24 protein-coding genes are annotated in these 19,602 nt (G+C 56.1%); 15 read left to right on the plus strand and 9 right to left on the minus strand.

Annotated features, from left to right (window positions below):
* Positions 1–118: 118 nt before the first annotated feature.
* Positions 119–406, minus strand: coding sequence for a DUF1471 family protease activator YjfN (yjfN, locus tag ACSVHP_RS02440; RefSeq protein ID WP_417315434.1), 288 nt, complete (start codon positions 404–406; stop codon positions 119–121).
* A gap of 136 nt (positions 407–542) precedes the next feature.
* Positions 543–872 (minus strand): biofilm peroxide resistance protein BsmA, encoded by a 330-nt coding sequence (gene bsmA, locus ACSVHP_RS02445; RefSeq protein ID WP_234673046.1) that lies wholly within the window; start codon positions 870–872, stop codon positions 543–545.
* A 137-nt stretch (positions 873–1,009) separates the two neighbouring features.
* Here bsmA and yjfP point away from each other — a divergent pair, with 137 nt between their 5' ends.
* Positions 1,010–1,741, plus strand: coding sequence for an esterase (gene yjfP, locus ACSVHP_RS02450; RefSeq protein ID WP_447550879.1), 732 nt, complete (start codon positions 1,010–1,012; stop codon positions 1,739–1,741).
* Here the strand turns inward: yjfP and ulaR are convergent.
* Together ulaR and ulaG are read right to left on the minus strand one after the other, a co-directional pair.
* A complete protein-coding gene (gene ulaR / locus ACSVHP_RS02455) occupies positions 1,738–2,493 on the minus strand; it encodes an HTH-type transcriptional regulator UlaR (RefSeq protein ID WP_234673034.1) in 756 nt (251 codons plus the stop codon). The genes yjfP and ulaR overlap by 4 nt on opposite strands.
* 109 nt (positions 2,494–2,602) lie before the next feature.
* The gene (ulaG, locus tag ACSVHP_RS02460; RefSeq protein ID WP_447550880.1) at positions 2,603–3,667 is read right to left on the minus strand and encodes an L-ascorbate 6-phosphate lactonase; all 1,065 of its coding nucleotides are present in this window, start codon (positions 3,665–3,667) and stop codon (positions 2,603–2,605) included.
* A gap of 357 nt (positions 3,668–4,024) precedes the next feature.
* Between ulaG and ulaA the strand changes: the two genes are divergently transcribed.
* Genes ulaA through ACSVHP_RS02490 form a run of 6 tightly spaced genes read left to right on the plus strand, consistent with a single transcriptional unit; the run spans position 4,025 to position 8,432 of the window.
* The gene (ulaA, locus tag ACSVHP_RS02465; RefSeq protein WP_234673030.1) at positions 4,025–5,425 is read left to right on the plus strand and encodes a PTS ascorbate transporter subunit IIC; all 1,401 of its coding nucleotides are present in this window, start codon (positions 4,025–4,027) and stop codon (positions 5,423–5,425) included.
* A 12-nt stretch (positions 5,426–5,437) separates the two neighbouring features.
* Positions 5,438–5,743, plus strand: a complete 306-nt coding sequence (gene ulaB, locus ACSVHP_RS02470; protein ID WP_003856022.1) for a PTS ascorbate transporter subunit IIB — start codon at positions 5,438–5,440, stop codon at positions 5,741–5,743.
* Positions 5,744–5,752: 9 nt separating this feature from the next.
* Entirely contained in the window at positions 5,753–6,220 is a 468-nt protein-coding gene (ulaC, locus tag ACSVHP_RS02475; protein ID WP_447550881.1) for a PTS ascorbate transporter subunit IIA, read from the plus strand.
* Positions 6,221–6,232: 12 nt separating this feature from the next.
* Complete coding sequence (gene ulaD, locus ACSVHP_RS02480) at positions 6,233–6,883, plus strand: 3-keto-L-gulonate-6-phosphate decarboxylase UlaD (protein ID WP_234673026.1); 651 nt, start codon at positions 6,233–6,235, stop codon at positions 6,881–6,883.
* 9 nt (positions 6,884–6,892) lie between these two features.
* A complete protein-coding gene (locus ACSVHP_RS02485; RefSeq protein ID WP_447550882.1) occupies positions 6,893–7,759 on the plus strand; it encodes an L-ribulose-5-phosphate 3-epimerase in 867 nt (288 codons plus the stop codon).
* A complete protein-coding gene (locus ACSVHP_RS02490) occupies positions 7,746–8,432 on the plus strand; it encodes an L-ribulose-5-phosphate 4-epimerase (RefSeq protein WP_447550883.1) in 687 nt (228 codons plus the stop codon). The genes ACSVHP_RS02485 and ACSVHP_RS02490 overlap by 14 nt, the downstream gene beginning before the upstream one ends.
* Positions 8,433–8,570: 138 nt before the next feature.
* Here the strand turns inward: ACSVHP_RS02490 and yjfY are convergent, their stop codons facing one another.
* Positions 8,571–8,846, minus strand: a complete 276-nt coding sequence (yjfY, locus tag ACSVHP_RS02495; RefSeq protein ID WP_447550884.1) for a DUF1471 family protein YjfY — start codon at positions 8,844–8,846, stop codon at positions 8,571–8,573.
* Between the two features lie 341 nt (positions 8,847–9,187).
* Here yjfY and rpsF point away from each other — a divergent pair, with 341 nt between their 5' ends.
* The 5 genes from rpsF to ACSVHP_RS02520 all read left to right on the plus strand — a co-directional run bounded on the left by rpsF (position 9,188) and on the right by ACSVHP_RS02520 (position 11,715).
* On the plus strand, positions 9,188–9,583 hold the full coding sequence (gene rpsF, locus ACSVHP_RS02500) for a 30S ribosomal protein S6 (protein WP_234673018.1): 396 nt from the start codon (positions 9,188–9,190) through the stop codon (positions 9,581–9,583).
* A 6-nt stretch (positions 9,584–9,589) separates the two neighbouring features.
* Complete coding sequence (gene priB / locus ACSVHP_RS02505) at positions 9,590–9,904, plus strand: primosomal replication protein N (protein ID WP_447550885.1); 315 nt, start codon at positions 9,590–9,592, stop codon at positions 9,902–9,904.
* A gap of 4 nt (positions 9,905–9,908) precedes the next feature.
* The gene (gene rpsR / locus ACSVHP_RS02510) at positions 9,909–10,136 is read left to right on the plus strand and encodes a 30S ribosomal protein S18 (RefSeq protein ID WP_000135199.1); all 228 of its coding nucleotides are present in this window, start codon (positions 9,909–9,911) and stop codon (positions 10,134–10,136) included.
* Between the two features lie 41 nt (positions 10,137–10,177).
* Positions 10,178–10,627 (plus strand): 50S ribosomal protein L9, encoded by a 450-nt coding sequence (gene rplI / locus ACSVHP_RS02515; protein ID WP_234673016.1) that lies wholly within the window; start codon positions 10,178–10,180, stop codon positions 10,625–10,627.
* A 152-nt stretch (positions 10,628–10,779) separates the two neighbouring features.
* A complete protein-coding gene (locus ACSVHP_RS02520; RefSeq protein WP_447550886.1) occupies positions 10,780–11,715 on the plus strand; it encodes a DMT family transporter in 936 nt (311 codons plus the stop codon).
* A 37-nt stretch (positions 11,716–11,752) separates the two neighbouring features.
* Here the strand turns inward: ACSVHP_RS02520 and ACSVHP_RS02525 are convergent, their stop codons facing one another.
* Entirely contained in the window at positions 11,753–12,397 is a 645-nt protein-coding gene (locus ACSVHP_RS02525; protein ID WP_447550887.1) for a LysM-like peptidoglycan-binding domain-containing protein, read from the minus strand.
* 232 nt (positions 12,398–12,629) lie between these two features.
* Here ACSVHP_RS02525 and fklB point away from each other — a divergent pair, with 232 nt between their 5' ends.
* Together fklB and cycA are read left to right on the plus strand one after the other, a co-directional pair.
* Entirely contained in the window at positions 12,630–13,250 is a 621-nt protein-coding gene (gene fklB / locus ACSVHP_RS02530; RefSeq protein ID WP_234673010.1) for an FKBP-type peptidyl-prolyl cis-trans isomerase, read from the plus strand.
* 310 nt (positions 13,251–13,560) lie between these two features.
* Complete coding sequence (gene cycA, locus ACSVHP_RS02535) at positions 13,561–14,967, plus strand: D-serine/D-alanine/glycine transporter (protein WP_234673008.1); 1,407 nt, start codon at positions 13,561–13,563, stop codon at positions 14,965–14,967.
* 94 nt (positions 14,968–15,061) lie between these two features.
* On the opposite strand, the gene ytfE is transcribed toward cycA, so the two are convergent.
* Entirely contained in the window at positions 15,062–15,724 is a 663-nt protein-coding gene (gene ytfE, locus ACSVHP_RS02540; RefSeq protein ID WP_234673006.1) for an iron-sulfur cluster repair protein YtfE, read from the minus strand.
* A gap of 247 nt (positions 15,725–15,971) precedes the next feature.
* Between ytfE and ACSVHP_RS02545 the strand changes: the two genes are divergently transcribed.
* On the plus strand, positions 15,972–17,618 hold the full coding sequence (locus ACSVHP_RS02545; RefSeq protein ID WP_447550888.1) for a methyl-accepting chemotaxis protein: 1,647 nt from the start codon (positions 15,972–15,974) through the stop codon (positions 17,616–17,618).
* A gap of 87 nt (positions 17,619–17,705) precedes the next feature.
* Here the strand turns inward: ACSVHP_RS02545 and ACSVHP_RS02550 are convergent, their stop codons facing one another.
* Both ACSVHP_RS02550 and ACSVHP_RS02555 read right to left on the minus strand, forming a co-directional pair.
* Complete coding sequence (locus ACSVHP_RS02550; protein ID WP_447551064.1) at positions 17,706–18,671, minus strand: DMT family transporter; 966 nt, start codon at positions 18,669–18,671, stop codon at positions 17,706–17,708.
* A gap of 75 nt (positions 18,672–18,746) precedes the next feature.
* Entirely contained in the window at positions 18,747–19,571 is an 825-nt protein-coding gene (locus ACSVHP_RS02555) for an AraC family ligand binding domain-containing protein (protein WP_447550889.1), read from the minus strand.
* Between the last annotated feature and the right edge of the window lie 31 nt (positions 19,572–19,602).

The following is a 19,602-nucleotide window of genomic DNA, read 5'->3' on the forward strand; positions in this document are numbered from 1 at the left end:
CATTTATCTAATTAATGTAACAAAATGTTAACTAATTGTATTTGATGGGGTTGTGAAAAGATAAAACGTTTGCAAAAAATAAAAGCCACTAAAACTAAGTGGCTTTTATCATGGGCATTTATGCATAGAGAATGGCCTGTACGCGCCACCGATCGTCATGATGATCTTCCTGCATCTGAATAATACGATACCAGGAGGCGCCCTGTTCATCGGCTTTTAATGCAACGACACGTTCAACGTCCTGCGGGCTTCCCGAAATGTTATTCACGGAAATCAGGCCTATTTCATTCAGGCCCGTTACGCAATCAGCGCAGGCAAATTCGGCCGACTGGGCGGTGGTGCTCAACAGGCCCGCTGAAAGCAACAGAGTGGTCAAAGCAAGAGTTCGTTTCATCGTCAGCTCCATTTCACATGTCTCCGGTATCCGCCGGGCAATCCTTCGCTAATAAACTCACTTCCATTGCTGCGGGCATGGAGTTTATTGTGGACAGGAAAATGTCTATGGACGCAAAGCAGTGTAAATGTCGTTCAAACGATGACCATTACTTACGGTACAAAATAGCCTGTGAGTACCACTGTCCCGTAATGATGGTTTCATCCACCATAATGATCACGTAATAATCTGCTTTTGCTGCGACGGCCTGTGCTCTGATGGCATCCTGTGCATCATCCGGGGAGCCGCGAACCATCGCGGAAATCGTCCCCATTCGCTGTAATCCTTCCGTCTGATTACGACGAATTTCCTGCGGACGATCGGTGACCGGGGGAGCGGGTTGCGGGGTGCCTTGCAACGCGCTACAGCCACAGAGCAGTGATACCAGCAATAAAGCAGCAAACCTGCGCATAACCATATCTCGTTTCCTGATAGCCATAGTGTAGTTGTCTGTAAATTTAGTTTTGGGGGAATGTTCCCGAAGTGTTATCTGGGGCGTAATTTTCGAATGAAATCGTCGTGAAAGCGTAACCCAGTTCTCAACATTATGAATCATTCATTTGCACAGGATCGACAATGATTGAACTTCAAACGCAACGCCTCGGCGACCACGAAATTCTCCACGCGTTTCCTGCCGGAAAAGGGGAACAGCCGTTGCCAACGGTGGTTTTTTATCATGGCTTTACCTCGTCTAAGCTGGTGTACAGCTATTTTTCCGTCGCGCTGGCGCAGGCCGGTTTTCGCGTGGTGATGCCGGATGCGCCCGATCACGGCGCGCGGTTCGCGGGTGACGAAGAGGCCCGGCTGGGGCAGTTCTGGCAAATCCTGCACGGTAATCTCGTGGAATTTGCCGCGCTGCGCGATGCGCTGCATCAGGCCGGGCTGGTGGCTGATAACCGTCTGGCGGTGGCCGGAGCATCGATGGGCGGTATGACGGCGCTGGGGATTATGACCCGCCATCCTGAGGTGAAATCCGTAGCCTGTCTGATGGGCTCAGGCTATTTCACTTCACTGGCGAAAACGCTGTTTCCCCCTCGGGAGCAGGACGACGTTAATGCCGTCCTCGCGCCGCTGGCGGAGTGGGAAGTCACCCATGCGCTGCCGAAGCTGGCTGACCGACCGCTCTTCCTGTGGCATGGCGAAGCCGATGACGTGGTGCCTGCGGGGGAAACGTTCCGCTTACAGCAGGCGCTTATTCGCGAAGGGCTGGACAAAAATTTGACCTGCCGATGGGAGGCCGGGGTACGCCACCGGATCACGCCAACGGCGCTGGATGCGACGGTGGCGTTTTTCCGCCAGCATCTTTAAACGCTCAGAATGGTCACGCCCTGATCTTCAAGCTTTTTGAGGATCGCGGGATCGGCGTTTTTACCGGTGATCACCATGGCGATCTGCTCGGCGCGGCTGAACAGCATCCCGGCGCGTTCACCGACTTTGCTGCTGTCGACCAGCACCACAAGCTTGCCGACCATGTTAAGCATGTTCTGCTCCGCCATCGCCGTCAGCATATCGGTTTTATACAGCCCTTCGGCGGTCAGCCCCTTGCCGCTGGTGAACATCCAGTGCCCGGCGTAGAGGCTGTTTTCGCTGTCCTGCGGGCTCAGGGTGATGGACTGGCTTTTGTTGTACTGGCCGCCCATGATCACCACGCTTTCATGTTCCTGATCGATAAGGTAGTTCGCGAGTGGCAGGTAGTTGGTGATGATCTGCACCGGTTTTCCGCACATTTCGCGGCCCAGAAGGAAGGCCGTCGAGCCGCAGTTGATCACCACGCTTTCGCCAGGATTGACCAGCTGGGAAGCGGCTCTGGCGATGCGGACTTTTTCATCGTGGTTCTGAGCCTGGTGGATGTTCATCGGCGTCCAGCGTGGGCGCTGCTGGCTGATGGCCTCTGCGCCGTTGCGGACTTTTTTGAGTTTGCCGCTTTCGTCGAGCTTGTTGATATCACGTCGCGCCGTCGCCGGAGAAATGCCCAGGCGTTCAATCACCTGTTCGACGGTGACAAATCCTGTTTGCGCCAGTAGTTCCAGTAAAATTTGATGCCGTTGCGCTTCGGTCATGAGCTATTCCGATAAGTATTGATTTTAAAAGATGATATTTGAAATAGCCTGAAAATACTAAGCAAAATGTGAATCGCCAGGCACATTGGCCTGGCGATGGGCAGGGCGCTTACAGGAACGACTTGAACGGCAGATCGGGTTCGATGGTGAAGCAATCGTCGAAACCGCGTGGATAGTGGTATTCGAAATTGTCTTTATCCAGCGGCCAGGTGAACTTGCCGCCAACCTGCCAGATGAACGGCTTAAAGCCATACTTCAGGCGATCTTTTTTCATCTCCCACAGCACGCGGATTTCCTGCGGATCGGCCTGGAAGTTGGACCAGATATCGTGGTGGAACGGGATCACCACTTTGGTATTCAGGGACTCGGCCATGCGCAGAATATCGGCGCTGGTCATTTTGTCTGTGATACCGCGCGGGTTTTCACCGTACGAGCCCAGGGCCACGTCGATCTGGTGCTCGTTACCGTGCTTCGCATAGTAGTTAGAGTAGTGGGAATCGCCGCTGTGGTAGAGCGAACCGCCCGGGGTTTTGAACAGGTAGTTCACCGCGCGCTCGTCCATGCCGTCAGGCAGTACGCCCGCCGCTTTCTGATCGGCTGGCAGGGTGATCAGTGCGGTACGGTCAAACGCGTCAAGCGCATGAATTTCCACGTCTTTGATTTTCACCACGTCGCCCGGTTTCATAACGATGCAGCGCTCTTTCGGCACGCCCCAGCCGATCCACAGGTCAACGCAGGTTTGCGGCCCGATGAACGGAACGTCGTCGGCACAGTTCTGCATAACCGCCGCCGCAACGTTAACGTCGATATGGTCGTTGTGATCGTGAGTAGAAAGAACGGCGTCAATCTGACGAATCGCGAACGGATCCAGCACAAACGGCGTGGTACGCAGGTTTGGCTGAAGCTTTTCCACACCGGCCATACGCTGCATCTGATGGCCTTTTTTCATCAGCGGGTTGCCGTGGCTCTGCTTGCCCGTGCCGCACCAGAAATCGACGCAGATGTTGGCGCCGCCTTCTGACTTTAGCCAGATCCCGGTGCAGCCCAGCCACCACATGGCGAAAGTGCCCGGCGCAACCTGCTCCTGCTCGATCTCTTCGTTCAGCCAGTTACCCCACTCAGGGAAGGTGCTCAGAATCCAGGATTCGCGGGTGATGGTGTTCACTTTACTCATCGTCGTACTCCCTCTTTAAATCAAAAATAATCATTATGTGATTTGTTGTGATTTATGTTGTCACCAATAAATCAACTTTGCAACGCTGTTTTTTCACTTTCAACCAGGGTGATGTTCGCCAGTGGATTGGCGTGCGTAACAGGTGATAAGGGCGGGTAATTGATTAATTGTATGAATTTAAACAATTAATGTTGGCGATTTGTATCTAAATAATAATCACTATTAAGTGTGGGGAAATAATTTGCGTGATGGCTCACAAATAATCAAATTCAATCTTGTGGTGATTATTTGTGATTAATAGAGTGAGAACACCAACCGCACGGGGCTGACCTGTGTATCCACTTTCTGGAGAGTGTTATGGAAATCCTCTACAGCGTCTTTACCGTCTTCTTTAACCAGGTAATGACCAACGCACCGCTCTTGCTGGGTATCGTGACCTGTCTGGGCTATATCCTGCTACGTAAAAGCGTGAGTGTGATTATCAAAGGCACCATCAAAACCATCATCGGTTTTATGCTTTTACAGGCGGGTTCAGGCATTCTGACGGGCACCTTTAAGCCTGTCGTAGCCAAAATGTCAGAAGTCTACGGCATCAACGGGGCCATCTCTGACACCTACGCCTCCATGATGGCGACCATCGACCGTATGGGCGATGCCTATAGCTGGGTGGGGTATGCCGTCCTGCTCGCGCTGGCGCTCAACATTATTTATGTCCTGCTGCGCCGTATCACCGGTATCCGCACCATCATGCTGACGGGCCATATCATGTTCCAGCAGGCGGGCCTGATTGCGGTCTCCTTCTTTATCTTTGGCTATTCGATGTGGACCACCATCATCTGTACGGCGATCCTGGTGTCGCTCTATTGGGGCATTACCTCCAATATGATGTACAAGCCAACGCAGGAAGTGACCGACGGCTGTGGTTTCTCTATCGGTCACCAGCAGCAGTTTGCCTCCTGGATTGCCTACAAAGTGGCGCCGTTCCTCGGCAAAAAAGAGGAGAGCGTAGAAGACCTTAAGCTGCCGGGCTGGCTGAACATCTTCCATGACAACATCGTGTCGACCGCGATTGTGATGACCATCTTCTTCGGCGCCATCCTCCTCTCCTTTGGTATCGACGTGGTTCAGGCGATGGCGGGTAAAACCCACTGGACTATCTACATCCTGCAAACCGGCTTCTCGTTCGCGGTGGCGATTTTCATCATCACCCAGGGCGTGCGTATGTTCGTGGCCGAGCTGTCTGAAGCCTTCAACGGTATCTCCCAGCGTTTAATTCCTGGCGCCGTGCTGGCCATTGACTGTGCGGCTATCTATAGCTTTGCGCCAAACGCCGTGGTCTGGGGCTTTATGTGGGGCACCATCGGTCAGCTGATTGCCGTCGGCATCCTTGTGGGCTGTGGCTCCTCGATCCTGATCATCCCTGGCTTTATCCCGATGTTCTTCTCTAACGCCACCATCGGCGTATTCGCTAACCACTTTGGCGGCTGGCGCGCGGCGCTCAAGATCTGCCTGGTGATGGGCATGGTTGAAATTTTCGGGTGCGTGTGGGCGGTCAAACTGACCGGCATGAGCGCCTGGATGGGCATGGCTGACTGGTCAATTCTGGCCCCACCGATGATGCAAGGCTTCGCCTCTGTTGGGCTGGTATTTATGGCCGTCATCATCCTGATTGCTCTGGCTTATATGTTCTTCGCTGGCCGCTCGCTGCGCGCTGAAGAAGATGCTGAAAAACAAACAGCAGAAGTTTCTGCTCACTAAGGAGTTCCGATTATGACCGTACGTATTCTGGCTGTGTGTGGCAATGGGCAAGGTAGCTCCATGATCATGAAGATGAAAGTGGATCAGTTTTTAACCCAGTCAAACATTGACCACACGGTGAACAGCTGCGCGGTGGGTGAATATAAAAGTGAACTGAACGGCGCGGACATCATCATCGCCTCTACCCACATCGCCGGTGAAATCAGCGTATCAGGCAATAAATACGTGGTGGGCGTGCGCAACATGCTGTCACCCGCTGACTTCGGGCCAAAACTGCTGGAAGTGATCAAAGAACACTTCCCACAAGACGTGAAGTAAGGACGCCACATGAAACTACGTGATTCGCTGGCCGACAATAAATCGATTCTGGTGCAGGCCGAAGCCCGCACCTGGCAGGAAGCGGTGAAGCTGGGCGTCGATCTGCTGGTTAAGGCTGACGTTGTCGAGCCGCGTTATTACCAGGCGATCCTGGATGGCGTGGCAGAGCATGGCCCCTATTTTGTGATTGCGCCAGGGCTGGCGATGCCGCATGGCCGCCCGGAAGAGGGGGTCAAAAAGACGGGCTTCGCGCTGGTGACCTTAAAAGAGCCGCTGGTGTTTAACCATGAAGATAATGACCCGGTGGATATTCTGATCACCATGGCCGCCGTCGATGCCAACACCCACCAGGAGGTGGGCATCATGCAGATCGTGAATCTGTTTGATGATGAAGCCAATTTCGACCGTTTACGCGCCTGCCGTACCGAGCAGGACGTGCTGGATTTAATTGATAACGCCACTGCGGCGGCTGTTTAAGAGGGATTTCACATGTCATTACCAATGTTGCAGGTCGCGCTGGATAACCAAACTCTGTCCCACGCGTATGAAACCACCCGCCTGATTGCTGAAGAGGTCGACATTATCGAAGTCGGCACCATCCTGTGCGTCGGCGAGGGCGTGCGCGCCGTTCGTGACCTGAAAGCGCTTTATCCGCACAAGATCGTGCTGGCCGACGCCAAAATTGCCGATGCAGGCAAAATCCTCTCCCGTATGTGCTTTGAAGCCAACGCGGACTGGGTCACCGTGATTTGCTGTGCGGATATCAACACCGCGAAAGGTGCGCTGGACGTGGCGAAAGAGTTCAACGGCGATGTGCAGATTGAGCTGACCGGTTTCTGGACCTGGGAGCAGGCGCAGGCGTGGCGTGAAGCGGGGATTCAGCAGGTGGTTTATCACCGCTCCCGCGACGCACAGGCTGCGGGTGTGGCCTGGGGCGAGGCGGATATCAGCGCCATCAAACGTCTGGCGGACATGGGCTTCAAAGTGACCGTTACCGGCGGTCTGGCGCTGGAGGATTTGCCGCTGTTTAAAGGCATTCCCATTCACGTCTTCATCGCCGGACGCAGCATTCGTGACGCGGCTTCTCCTGTTGAAGCCGCACGCCAGTTCAAGCGCTCTATCGCTCAGCTTTGGGGCTAAGGAGTGGGTATGTTGTCGAAACAGGTCCCGCTTGGCATCTATGAAAAGGCACTCCCTGCGGGGGAGTGCTGGTTAGAGCGCTTGCAGCTTGCTAAGCAGCTGGGCTTCGATTTTGTCGAGATGTCCATAGACGAAACCGACGAACGTCTTTCCCGCCTGGACTGGAGCCGCGAGCAGCGTCTGGCGCTGGTGAGTGCGGTGGCTGAAACGGGCGTGCGCGTGCCTTCTATGTGTCTGAGCGCCCATCGCCGCTTTCCGCTAGGCAGCGAAGATGACGCCGTTCGCGCTCAGGGGCTGGAGATTATGCGCAAAGCCATCCAGTTTGCGCAGGACGTGGGTATCCGCGTCATCCAGCTGGCGGGCTACGACGTCTACTATCAGGAAGCGAACGACGAAACGCGCCGCCGCTTCCGTGACGGGCTGAAAGAGAGCGTCGAAATGGCTAGCCGCGCACAGGTGACCCTGGCGATGGAGATCATGGACTATCCGTTGATGAACTCCATCAGCAAGGCGCTGGGCTACGCGCACTATCTCAACAATCCGTGGTTCCAGCTCTATCCCGATATCGGCAACCTGTCGGCGTGGGATAACGACGTGCAGATGGAACTCCAGGCGGGAATGGGGCATATCGTCGCCGTTCACGTGAAAGATACGCGTCCAGGCGTGTTCAAAAACGTTCCGTTCGGCACCGGGGTGGTGGATTTCGAACGGTGCTTCCAGACGCTCAAACAGGCTGGCTATTGCGGGCCCTGGCTGATTGAGATGTGGAGTGAAACGTCAGACGATCCGGCAGCCGAAGTGGCGAAAGCGCGGGACTGGGTGCGTGAACGTATGGTGCGGGCAGGTTTGCTGGAGGCTGAGCATGAAGCAGCTTAAACAGCAGGTCTTTGAAGCCAATATGGATCTCCCGCGCTACGGTCTGGTGACCTTTACCTGGGGTAACGTCAGCGCCATCGACCGCGAACGGGGGCTGGTAGCGATTAAGCCCAGCGGCGTGGCCTATGAGGTCATGAAGGCCGAGGACATGGTGGTCGTAGATCTCGACGGAAACGTGGTCGAGGGAACATGGCGACCGTCGTCGGATACCGCGACCCACCTGGCGCTCTATAAGCGATATCCGTCGCTGGGCGGGGTGGTGCATACCCACTCAACCCATGCCACGGCCTGGGCGCAGGCGGGGCTGGCGATCCCGGCGCTGGGGACGACCCATGCTGACTATTTCTTTGGCGATATTCCCTGCACCCGCGCGCTGAGCCAGGCGGAAGTGGAAGGGCAGTACGAGCTCAATACCGGCCACGTGATCATCGAAACGCTGGGTGACAGCGAGCCGCTGCATACGCCGGGAATTATGGTGTATCAGCATGGCCCGTTCTCTTGGGGAAAAGATGCCCACGACGCCGTACACAATGCGGTGGTGATGGAAGAGGTGGCGAGAATGGCGTGGATTGCGCGCGGCATTAACCCGAATCTTCAGGGCATTGATGATTACCTGATGAACAAGCATTTCATGCGCAAGCATGGCCCGAACGCGTACTACGGGCAGAAGTGAAAAAGTGCTCTGGAATACCAAAATTGTTGTAACCGGGGGTATTTCAGAGCCATCCATAAAAAAAGCCCCCGGGCAGGGGGCAAATCAAACTATGGCTATCTTGTCGTTGGTGGCTTTCCTGGTGTGGGCAATAACGCGTTATCGGTAGATATCTGCACTGGCGTGCATGTTGCCGTTGCTGCCGGGCTCACGCATCAGCATGACGTGAAAGTATTTTGCGCCCTGCGCATCGGTTTCTTTATTAAGCGCCTGATCTGCTTCACTTTCAGTGGCGAAGTTATGATTGATGTAAATTACGCCCAAGCTTTGCACATCATCCATGTTTTTGGCCTGTCGGCCGTCGATTTTGATGGCTGCCATCGCGTTTGCACTAAGCAAAAGCGCAGCCAGTACGGCAATTGCGATGTGTTTCATAATATGCGCTCCACGACTGCGTGCTGTGTGACGGTTGATACTTCTCCTTCTGCCTGTGGTCATCTTGATTAAAGTGTAATCGCTTCTCTGGCGGGTATCGGTGACCATTTCTGATGCTGTTGTTCAAAAAAACAACGCTTCCGGATGTGATTAATTTTAAATCACCCACTTAGGCCAGCTTTACGCTTTGTGCGAATTATTTGCGCAATCAGCTTGAGTTTCCGGGGGGGCGCAAGTATTATGACGCGTCAATTTTTCAGCCGACCTTTAACACGTTCCTTGCCTCCCCGGGCCTCGGCTGACCCAGACAGGAGGCTGAATAATCCGTAAGGAGCAATTCGATGCGTCATTACGAAATCGTTTTTATGGTCCATCCTGACCAGAGCGAACAGGTTCCGGGTATGATCGAGCGCTACACTGGTGCAATCACTGCAGCAGCGGGCACGATCCACCGTCTGGAAGACTGGGGCCGCCGTCAGCTGGCTTATCCGATCAACAAACTGCACAAAGCTCACTACGTTCTGCTGAACGTTGAAGCTCCGCAGGAAGCGATCGATGAGCTGGAAACTAACTTCCGCTTCAACGATGCCGTTATCCGCAGCATGGTTATGCGTACCAAAAACGCAGTGACCGAAGCATCTCCGATGGTTAAAGCGAAAGACGAGCGCCGTGAGCGTCGCGATGATTTCGCAAACGAAACCGCAGATGATTCTGATGCTGGGGATTCTGAAGAGTAATTTCTGATGACCAACCGTCTGGTGTTGTCCGGCACCGTGTGCAGGACCCCCCTTCGAAAGGTCAGTCCATTAGGAATTCCGCATTGCCAGTTCGTGCTTGAGCATCGTTCTGTGCAAGAGGAAGCCGGGTTTCACCGGCAGGCGTGGTGCCAAATGCCCGTTATTATTAGCGGACACGAAAACCAGGCCATTACTCACAGTTTAACGGTCGGTAGCGCAGTAATCGTTCAGGGGTTCATTTCTTGCCACAAGGCAAAGAACGGTCTGAGCAAAATGGTTCTGCATGCCGAGCAGATTGATTTGATAGATTCTGGAGACTAGCCATATGGCACGTTATTTCCGTCGTCGCAAGTTCTGCCGTTTCACCGCGGAAGGCGTTCAAGAGATCGACTATAAAGATATCGCAACGCTGAAAAACTACATCACCGAAAGCGGTAAGATTGTCCCAAGCCGTATCACCGGTACTCGTGCAAAATACCAGCGTCAGCTGGCTCGCGCTATCAAACGCGCTCGCTACCTGTCTCTGCTGCCGTACACTGATCGTCATCAGTAATCGGGCACGGTCCATTAATACGACTTTAAGAGGATAAGGTAATGCAAGTTATTCTGCTTGATAAAGTAGCAAACCTGGGCAGCCTGGGTGATCAGGTTAACGTTAAAGCGGGTTACGCACGTAACTTCCTGGTTCCACAGGGTAAAGCTGTTCCAGCTACTAAGAAAAACGTTGAGTTTTTCGAAGCACGTCGCGCTGAACTGGAAGCCAAACTGGCTGACGTTCTGGCGGCTGCTAACGCTCGCGCTGAGTCAATCAACGCACTGGGCACCGTTACCATCGCGTCTAAATCTGGCGACGAAGGTAAACTGTTCGGTTCCATCGGTACTCGTGACATCGCTGACGCAGTAACTGCGGCTGGCGTGAACGTTGCTAAGAGCGAAGTTCGTCTGCCGAACGGCGTTCTGCGTACCACCGGTGAGCACGAAGTGGACTTCCAGGTTCACAGCGAAGTATTCGCGAAACTGGTTGTTAACGTTGTAGCTGAGTAATTTTTTACTCTGCTCACGTCGAAGCGCCGGCCTTGTGCCGGCGTTTTGCTTTTCTGCGCGACCAAAAATCGTCTTTTCTTCTTGTATGGTAGCTATTCCGGCTGCATTCTCAGATAATAAATTGAAACGCAATTTTATTTATGGGATTTGCCATGGATACCGCTCTGCCCACGCCCGTGTTTGCCCGTCGAAATGTGGCCTATGCCTGCGCCACGCTCTGCTGTCTGCTTTGGGGTAGCTCCTACCCGGCGATCAAAAGCGGCTACGAACTCTTCCAGATTGCGACCGACGATATCCCGTCGAAAGTCGTGTTTGCCGGATACCGTTTTCTCTTTGCTGGCCTGATCCTGCTGCTGTTTGCCCTGGCACAGCGCAAGCCCATCGCCCGCCTGACGCGTGCGCAGTTCGGCCAGCTGACGATCCTCGGGCTAACCCAGACCTCCATTCAGTACACCTTTTTTTATATCGGGCTGGCGTATACGACCGGCGTCAACGGCTCCATCATGAACGCGACCGGCACCTTCTTCAGCGTGCTGCTGGCGCACTTCATCTACCACAACGATAAGCTCAGTTATAACAAGACGCTGGGCTGTATTCTGGGATTTGCCGGGGTGATGCTGGTGAATTTCCACAGCGGACTGAGCGAGTTCAGGTTTGTCTGGAACGGCGACGGCTTCGTGGTGCTGGCGGCCTTTATTCTCTCTGCCGCCACGCTGTACGGAAAACGCATCTCCCAGACCGTTGACCCGACGGTCATGACCGGCTGGCAGCTGGCGATCGGCGGATTTGTACTGGTGGCAGGCGGGTATCTCACGGGCGGTACGCTTGAAGTCCACAGCCTGAAGGCGGTGGCGGTGCTAGGCTATCTGACGCTGCTCTCCTCGGTGGCCTTCGCCCTGTGGAGCGTGCTGCTGAAGGTCAACCGCGTCAGCATGATTGCGCCGTTCAACTTCGTGGTCCCCGTTGCGGGCACGGTGCTGTCCGCCATTTTCCTCGGCGAAAACATTCTGGATATCAAATACGCGATTGCGCTGGTGCTGGTCTGTTCGGGGATCTGGTGGGTGAATAAGCGCAGTACGAAAGCGTAGCGTGGCCGGGCGGCGATGCTGCGCCCGGCCAGAGGAATTAACGAACGCGGATAAAACTGCCGTCTGACTGGCGGGTAAACAGAACCTGTTGGCCGTTCCCGGTATCGATGGTCAGCCCGGTGACCACGCCGCTGGCGTTCTGACGGATCTGCACCATCTGGCCGTTCTGCAAGTTGCTGAGCGGCTTACCTGCCCCTTCCACCTGCGCCATTGAATAAACGTCCGTCGGCGGCAGATTATGGTCGCGGAAAAGCTGGGCGAGCGTTTTGCCCGGCTCAACGCGATACGAGCGCCACTGCTGCTCGATACCCGTCGGCTGCTGCGCCTGCGATTGTTCCGGCGCGGCGGTCTGCTCCTGCGGCTGCTCGTCCTGAATCGGCTCCGGCTCTACCGGCGCAACCTGGCCCGGATCGTTAGTGGGCGCGACCAGCTGTGTCTGCATTGGCTGCTCGTCCGACTGCGGCTGTGCCTGGGACTGGATATCCAGCTGTGCGTTGCGGGTGACCGGCGCGGTATCGCGGGTATCGTCACCGGACGGAAGCAGGAAGCCAATAATCAGCAGCAGCGCCGCAATGATAATCCCTCTGCGGTGCATGGGAGGCAGCGGATCCATAATGCGAAAGTTGTCTGGCGCGTGCCAGATTTTCACCAGGGTAGGTTTCAGTTCAAATCGCCCGGGCATGGCTGTCCTCCTGCTCCGCGTCTTTATATCCTGTACTGAGAAGTGTAGTTTGCTAACTGCCTGAGGGGCGTAACAAAGTGGGCTTCCGTGACACATATTTGGGAAAAATCCTGACCGGCTCTATTGTTTCTGTTTCCCCGCGATTTGTCATCTTAACTTAAGACAAAGTTTTACCGGATGGGGTGTGGCTGTTATGCTGCCCGCTACTTTAAATGCGATGGAAGGAAAACCCATGACCACCCCGACTTTTGACACTATCGAAGCGCAGGCAAGCTACGGTATCGGCTTGCAGGTAGGACAGCAGCTGAGCGAATCCGGCCTGGAAGGTCTGTTACCGGAAGCACTGGTGGCGGGTATTGCTGATGCGCTGGAAGGCAAACATCCTGCGGTTCCGGTAGACGTTGTGCACCGTGCGCTGCGTGAAATCCACGAACGTGCTGACGCGGTACGTCGCGCGCGCTTCGAAGAGATGGCATCTGAAGGCGTGAAATATCTGGAAGAGAACCGCGAGCGCGAAGGCGTGAACAGCACCGAATCTGGCCTCCAGTTCCGTGTGATCAACCAGGGCGATGGCGCAATCCCGGCGCGTACCGATCACGTTCGTGTACATTACACCGGTAAACTGATCGACGGCACCGTATTCGACAGCTCCGTGGCGCGCGGCGAACCGGCTGAATTCCCGGTCAACGGCGTGATCCCAGGCTGGATCGAAGCGCTGACCCTGATGCCGGTAGGCTCCAAATGGGAACTGACTATCCCTCAGAACCTGGCCTACGGCGAGCGCGGCGCTGGCGCGTCCATCCCGCCATTCAGCACCCTGGTCTTTGAAGTCGAGCTGCTGGAAATCCTGTAATCGACTTTTCTTATTCCTCTCTCCGCTTGGGGAGAGGAATATAGTGTTAAAACCTATAGTTACGGTGTTATCAACATTTTATCTTGCAAACGAAACTGTTGCGTGTATTTTTGTGAGCTGTTTCGCGCTGTATGAGTGATATGACACTCACTTTCAACATATTATTAACATAATATCTAAATCATAGTATTCATCCCGCCGATTCTTACCTAATATCGATGAGTCCTTATACAGGGCCGTCACTCTTTGACGTATTTAAAGGCCAGAAGAGCCTTAACAACACAGACAGGCATAAACAGGAAAATATCACATGGTAGATCAGGTCAAAGTCGTCGCTGAAGAAGCGCCGTCTGAACAGTCGCTGCGGCGAAATCTCACAAACCGTCATATCCAGCTTATCGCCATTGGGGGTGCCATCGGTACCGGGCTGTTTATGGGGTCGGGCAAGACCATTAGCCTTGCCGGGCCGTCGATCATCTTCGTTTATATGATCATCGGCTTTATGCTCTTCTTCGTGATGCGCGCAATGGGTGAATTGCTGCTCTCGAATCTCGAATACAAATCGTTTAGCGATTTCGCCTCTGACCTGCTCGGGCCGTGGGCGGGCTATTTCACCGGCTGGACCTACTGGTTCTGCTGGGTGGTCACCGGCATGGCGGACGTGGTCGCCATTACGGCCTATGCGCAGTTCTGGTTCCCCGGCCTGTCGGACTGGGTGGCCTCGCTGGCGGTTATCGTCCTGCTGCTGAGCCTCAACCTCGCCACCGTGAAAATGTTCGGTGAGATGGAGTTCTGGTTCGCGATGATCAAAATCGTCGCCATCGTGGGGCTGATTGTCGTGGGTCTGGTGATGGTGCTTACCCACTTCCAGTCGCCAACCGGCGTTCAGGCGTCCTTTACCCATCTGTGGAATGACGGCGGCTGGTTCCCGAAAGGTATCAGCGGATTCTTTGCCGGTTTCCAGATTGCGGTCTTCGCCTTCGTGGGGATTGAGCTGGTCGGGACCACGGCGGCTGAAACCAAAGATCCTGAAAAATCGCTGCCGCGCGCCATCAACTCCATTCCGGTGCGTATCATTATGTTCTACGTGTTCGCGCTGATTATCATCATGTCGGTCACGCCGTGGAGTTCAGTCGTTCCAAGCAAGAGTCCGTTCGTGGAGCTGTTTGTGCTGGTGGGGCTGCCTGCTGCGGCGAGCCTGATTAACTTCGTGGTGCTGACCTCTGCGGCCTCTTCCGCGAACAGCGGCGTGTTCTCTACCAGCCGTATGCTGTTCGGCCTGGCGCAGGAAGGGGTGGCGCCGAGCGCGTTCGCCAAGCTGTCTAAGCGTGCGGTGCCGGCGAAAGGGCTGACCTTCTCCTGCATGTGTCTGCTGGGCGGCGTGGTGATGCTCTACGTTAACCCAAGCGTGATCGGCGCGTTCACCATGATCACCACGGTGTCGGCGATCCTGTTCATGTTTGTCTGGACCATCATTCTTTGCTCGTACCTGGTGTACCGCAAACAGCGTCCGCACCTGCATGAAAAATCGATCTACAAAATGCCGCTGGGCAAGGTGATGTGCTGGGTGTGCATGGCCTTCTTCGCCTTCGTCATCGTGCTGCTGACGCTGGAGGATGATACCCGCCAGGCGCTGATCGTGACCCCGCTGTGGTTTATCGCGCTGGGTCTGGGCTGGCTGTTTATCGGTAAGAAAAGAATGGCAGGCATGAGGTAAAAGCAAAACGGCAACGTCGGTTGCCGTTTTTAGTTTTGCACCCTCTCCCCGTGGGAGAGGGCCGGGGTGAGGGCATCAGGCTGCAATGGCCTTTTTATTCCCCCGCCAGCGCCCGCGGGAACAGCACGTTATTCTCAAGACTGATGTGTTCCATCAGATCGTCAATCATCTCGTTGATGCCGTTATACATCGCTTTCCAGGTTGTGCAGGCTTCCGGCGGCGGGGTGACGTTGTTGGTGGTGTGTTTGATCACTTCCAGCAGTTCGCCCGCGTCGTCGTGCTCGCTTTCCATCACGCTGATGGGCCCCATCGCCTGGCTGCCCATTCCCTGTTTAATCATCGGGAAGAGGATCTGCTCCTCTTTCATCATGTGGCTGGACAATTCTTCGTGCAGCATGGAGAGGTATTTCGCCAGCCCGCGCGGGACGGACGGTTTATCGGCATGAACGCGTTCGACTTTGGTCGCCTGTAAAATCAGCTCGGGCAGCTGCTCGCGGTGACGGTCGTGGTAGCGCACGATGATGTGGTCGATGATGTCGGCAAGCGCGGCGGTGCGCCAGTCTTTCTCAATCGGCTGTTCGGCCAGCGTTGCCAGCTCGGCTTCGATCGCGTCGACATCCAGCTCTTTGCGGGACGCTGCGCGCGCCAGCGTCTGCTTGCCGCCGCAGCAGTAATCCATATCGTATTTACGGAACAGCGCAGACGCGCGTGGGATGGAGAGCGCCAGCTCGCCGAGGGGTTGGTCGCGGAAGGCCATAGCAGTTACCTCATCATCAACAATATAAGATGTATTTTAAATGCATCTTTAAGATGGCGCTATAACCCTTTAGGGGCACCGATGAAAACGTGAAGCAGATCACAAAAATTATTGTGTTTTAACTTGCTGAATGATTTCGAAAATTTCCTGAATCCAGGGTTTTGAAACTGAAGAAAGCGTAAACAACGCGGCCTGCCTGCCGATAGATACAGGTCAGACAATATCCTGCATATAACAAAGGCAACGTATGTTTAAACGTATAAAAGTGATTACTCTTCTGGTCTCGGTGCTGCTTGCGCTCGGCATCATGCAACTGATCTCTGCGGGCATTTTCATTAACGCGCTCAATAACGATAAAGACAACTTCACCGTGTCGCAGGTATCCAGCCAGAACGTAGCGGAATTTACCGACGCGTGGATCAGCCTGAACCAGGCGCGCGTGACCCTGAACCGCGGCATGCTGCGCCTGCAAAGCAGTATGGCCTCGCAGATCAACGGCGGGCAGCTGAACGAGCTGGTGAACACCGCGAAAAACCTGCTGGCCGACGCGCAGGCGCATTACGATAAATACTATGCGCTGCCGGAAACGCCGGGTCTGGACGAGAAATTATCGAACCAGCTGGAAGAGCAGTACCGCATCTATTCCGCCACCCTGACGCAAATGAACGTGCTGCTGGGCCAGGGCAACCTGGAGGATATGTTTAAGCAGAACGCGGAGCAGAAACAGACGGCGATGCAGAAGGTGTATCGCGAGTGGCGCGAGGCGCAGGCCGCGCTGACCGACAAGGGCATCAGGGATAACGAAAGCGACTACACGCGTATTCTGTGGATCCTCTCGGCGATGATGGTGCTGGTGATTGCGGTGATTATCTCCAGCTGGATCGCGATGCGCCGCGTGCTGCTGCTGCCGCTTGAGGATGTGATTAACCATATTCGCGCCATCGCGGCGGGGGATTTAACCCAGCCGATTCAGGCCGACGGTAAAAACGAAATGGCGGTGCTGGCCCGCAACGTGCAGGAGATGCAAACCGCGCTGGCGAATACCGTGGGCGTGGTGCGCGAAGGGGCGGACACTATCTATACCGGCGCCGGTGAGATTTCAGCGGGCAGCAACGACCTGTCGTCCCGTACCGAACAGCAGGCGGCCTCTCTGGAAGAAACCGCCGCCAGCATGGAACAGCTGACCGCCACCGTGAAGCAGAACGCCGACAATGCGCGTCAGGCTTCCCGTCTGGCGCTGGATGCGTCATCCACCGCGAAGAAGGGCGGCAGCGTGGTTGAAGGCGTCGTGCGCACGATGGACGAGATCGCCACCAGCTCCAGCAAGATTGCGCAGATCACCAACGTGATCGACGGCATTGCCTTCCAGACGAACATTCTGGCGCTGAACGCGGCGGTCGAAGCGGCGCGCGCGGGCGAGCAGGGGCGCGGTTTTGCGGTGGTGGCCGGGGAAGTTCGTACCCTTGCCCAGCGCAGCGCTCAGGCGGCGAAAGAGATCAAAGGGCTGATCGACGATTCCGGCGAGCGCGTGAGCGCGGGCTCTCAGCTGGTGAACGAGGCGGGCGCGACGATGGCGGAGATCGTTAACGCCGTAACGCGCGTGACCGACATTATGGGCGAGATTGCGTCCGCGTCTGACGAGCAGAGCCGTGGGATTGACCAGGTCGGCCAGGCGGTTGCGGAGATGGATCGCGTGACCCAGCAAAACGCCTCGCTGGTGGAAGAGTCCGCCGCGGCGGCGGCGGCGCTGGAAGATCAGGCCGCACGCCTGAACGACGCGGTGGCGGTGTTTAAAATTACGCGCGGTCAGGCGGTGAAAGCCGCGCCGGTAAAGACCTATGTACCTAAAGCACAGCCCGTAGCGACATCTGAAGCGAACTGGGAAACGTTCTAAAGGCTGCCCGGTGGCGGCTACGCCTTACCGGGCCTACGAGGCGATATTTTGTAGGCCGGGTAAGCGTCAGCGCCACCCGGCAAAAAATCATATCTCCGACGCCGGAACGACCGTGGGTTTTTCCGGCTTCGCCCTGACCGCAACCACCACTCCCACCACCAGCAGCGCGATCCCGCAGGCCGTCAACAGCGGCGGCACGCTCTGGCGCATCAGGAAGGTATACAGCAGCCCGGCAAGCGTTTCGAAGACGATCAGCGGCCCGAGAATAACCGTCGGCAGCTTCTGGCTGGCGATATTCCAGCACAGCGCGCCCACCCACGAGCAGAGCACCGCGATAGCCACCATCAGCCCGACAAACAGCCACGGGCGCGGCCCGAAGGGCAGGGCAAACTCAGGCTGCTGCACCCCGAGCCACGCGCAGGCTCCCGCGTAACCCACCAGCGACACCGGGAGCGTCACCAGCGCCTGCGCCGTTGCCCACATCATCGGATGTTTGTCCGGGTTCTCCCGCAGCCAGCGGGCGTTGCGCAGGGCATACCACGCCCAGCAGACCACGGAAACGAACGCCAGCAGAATGCCCGACCCGTAGCGCCAGAGGCTAAAATCCTCCAGCCCGTGACGCAGCTCGGCCACGTTCACGCACGTCAGCCCCAGCGCAATACAGACCAGCGCTGGCACCATTTTCGACCACGCCAGCTTGCCGTCGCGGTGGCTGTAAAGCAGGTTCGCGAACACCGGGATCACCACCGGCAGGGTGCCGATAATCATGGTCGATACCGGCGCGCCCGTGCGCTGAATCGCGCTCGCCAGGCAGACGTAATAGATGAGGTTTCCCATCATGGTTAACGCCAGCGCCGTTCCCCAGTCCCGGCGGCTCAGCTGGCGCAACCGCGCCCGGCCCAGCCAGGCCAGCGGCAGGGCGATCAGCCCGAGCGCCAGATAGCGTCCGGTCGACTGCAATATCGCCGGGTACTCCGGAACAATCAGCGGGCCGACAAAAATCAGCCCCCACATTAACCCTGCCAGCAGGGCATACAACACGCCGCTAATCATGCGTCCATCCACGTTTATTAACCTGACGCTCAGTGTAGGAAGGGGCGCTGTCGCCGTATTGTATGAGATTGCGCATTAGCGCTTTACGACCTGCTTTTGGTAACGCACGGGGGTGATGCCGTAGCGGCGGGTGAAGGCGCGGGTCAGGTGCGACTGATCGGTTAATCCGGCTGCCGCAGCCACTTCAGCGGCGGGCATGCCGTGGGTGAGAAAGGCTTTGGCGCGCCACAGGCGGATCGCCATCAGCATCTGGTGCGGCGTGACGTGGAAGTGGGCCTTAAACTGGCGCTGAAAATGGTACGGGCTGAGGGACACCACGTTCGCCAGCTCGTCGAGGGTCACGGGATGCATATAGTTGTCGTGCAGATAGTCGCGCACGCGCTCGAACCGGTGCGCACGCTCTTGGATGACTGGCGCATGGTGAGCAAAAGGCTGGAAGGTGTCGATCAAGTCCAGCAGCAGCCCCTTTTGCGCCAGCGGATCGTCCGTGTGCCACAGGCCGTAAATCAGCTGGCCGATTTGCCGGGAGCGCAGCGGATCGTAGCGCGTGACGTCGCTAAACCACCAGTGGCGAAGGCCGGTGACCTCTTCAAGCAGATCGGGTTCGAGATAGACCATCCGGTAGCGCCAGCCGTCGTCGGTGGCGGATTCCCCGGTATGGATCTCGTCCGGGTTCATGGTGACAACCGACTGCGCGGGGGCGAGGTGCTGGGTACCGCGATAGCGAAACCGCTCGGCACCGGTTTCAATCGTCCCGATGCCGAACGCTTCGTGGGTGTGAGGCTCAAAGGCGTAGTCGGAGATATGCGCATGATAAAGCTCGAGGCCCGGCACCTGCGCCAGATGGCGAAAGCGCGCGCTGTCTCTCTCATCGATGAACTGTTCCGGTACGCCTTGCACGTTGAGCCTCCTCGTGGGTCATCCGTTCATT

The organism is Enterobacter sp. 186315, assembly GCF_053290175.1.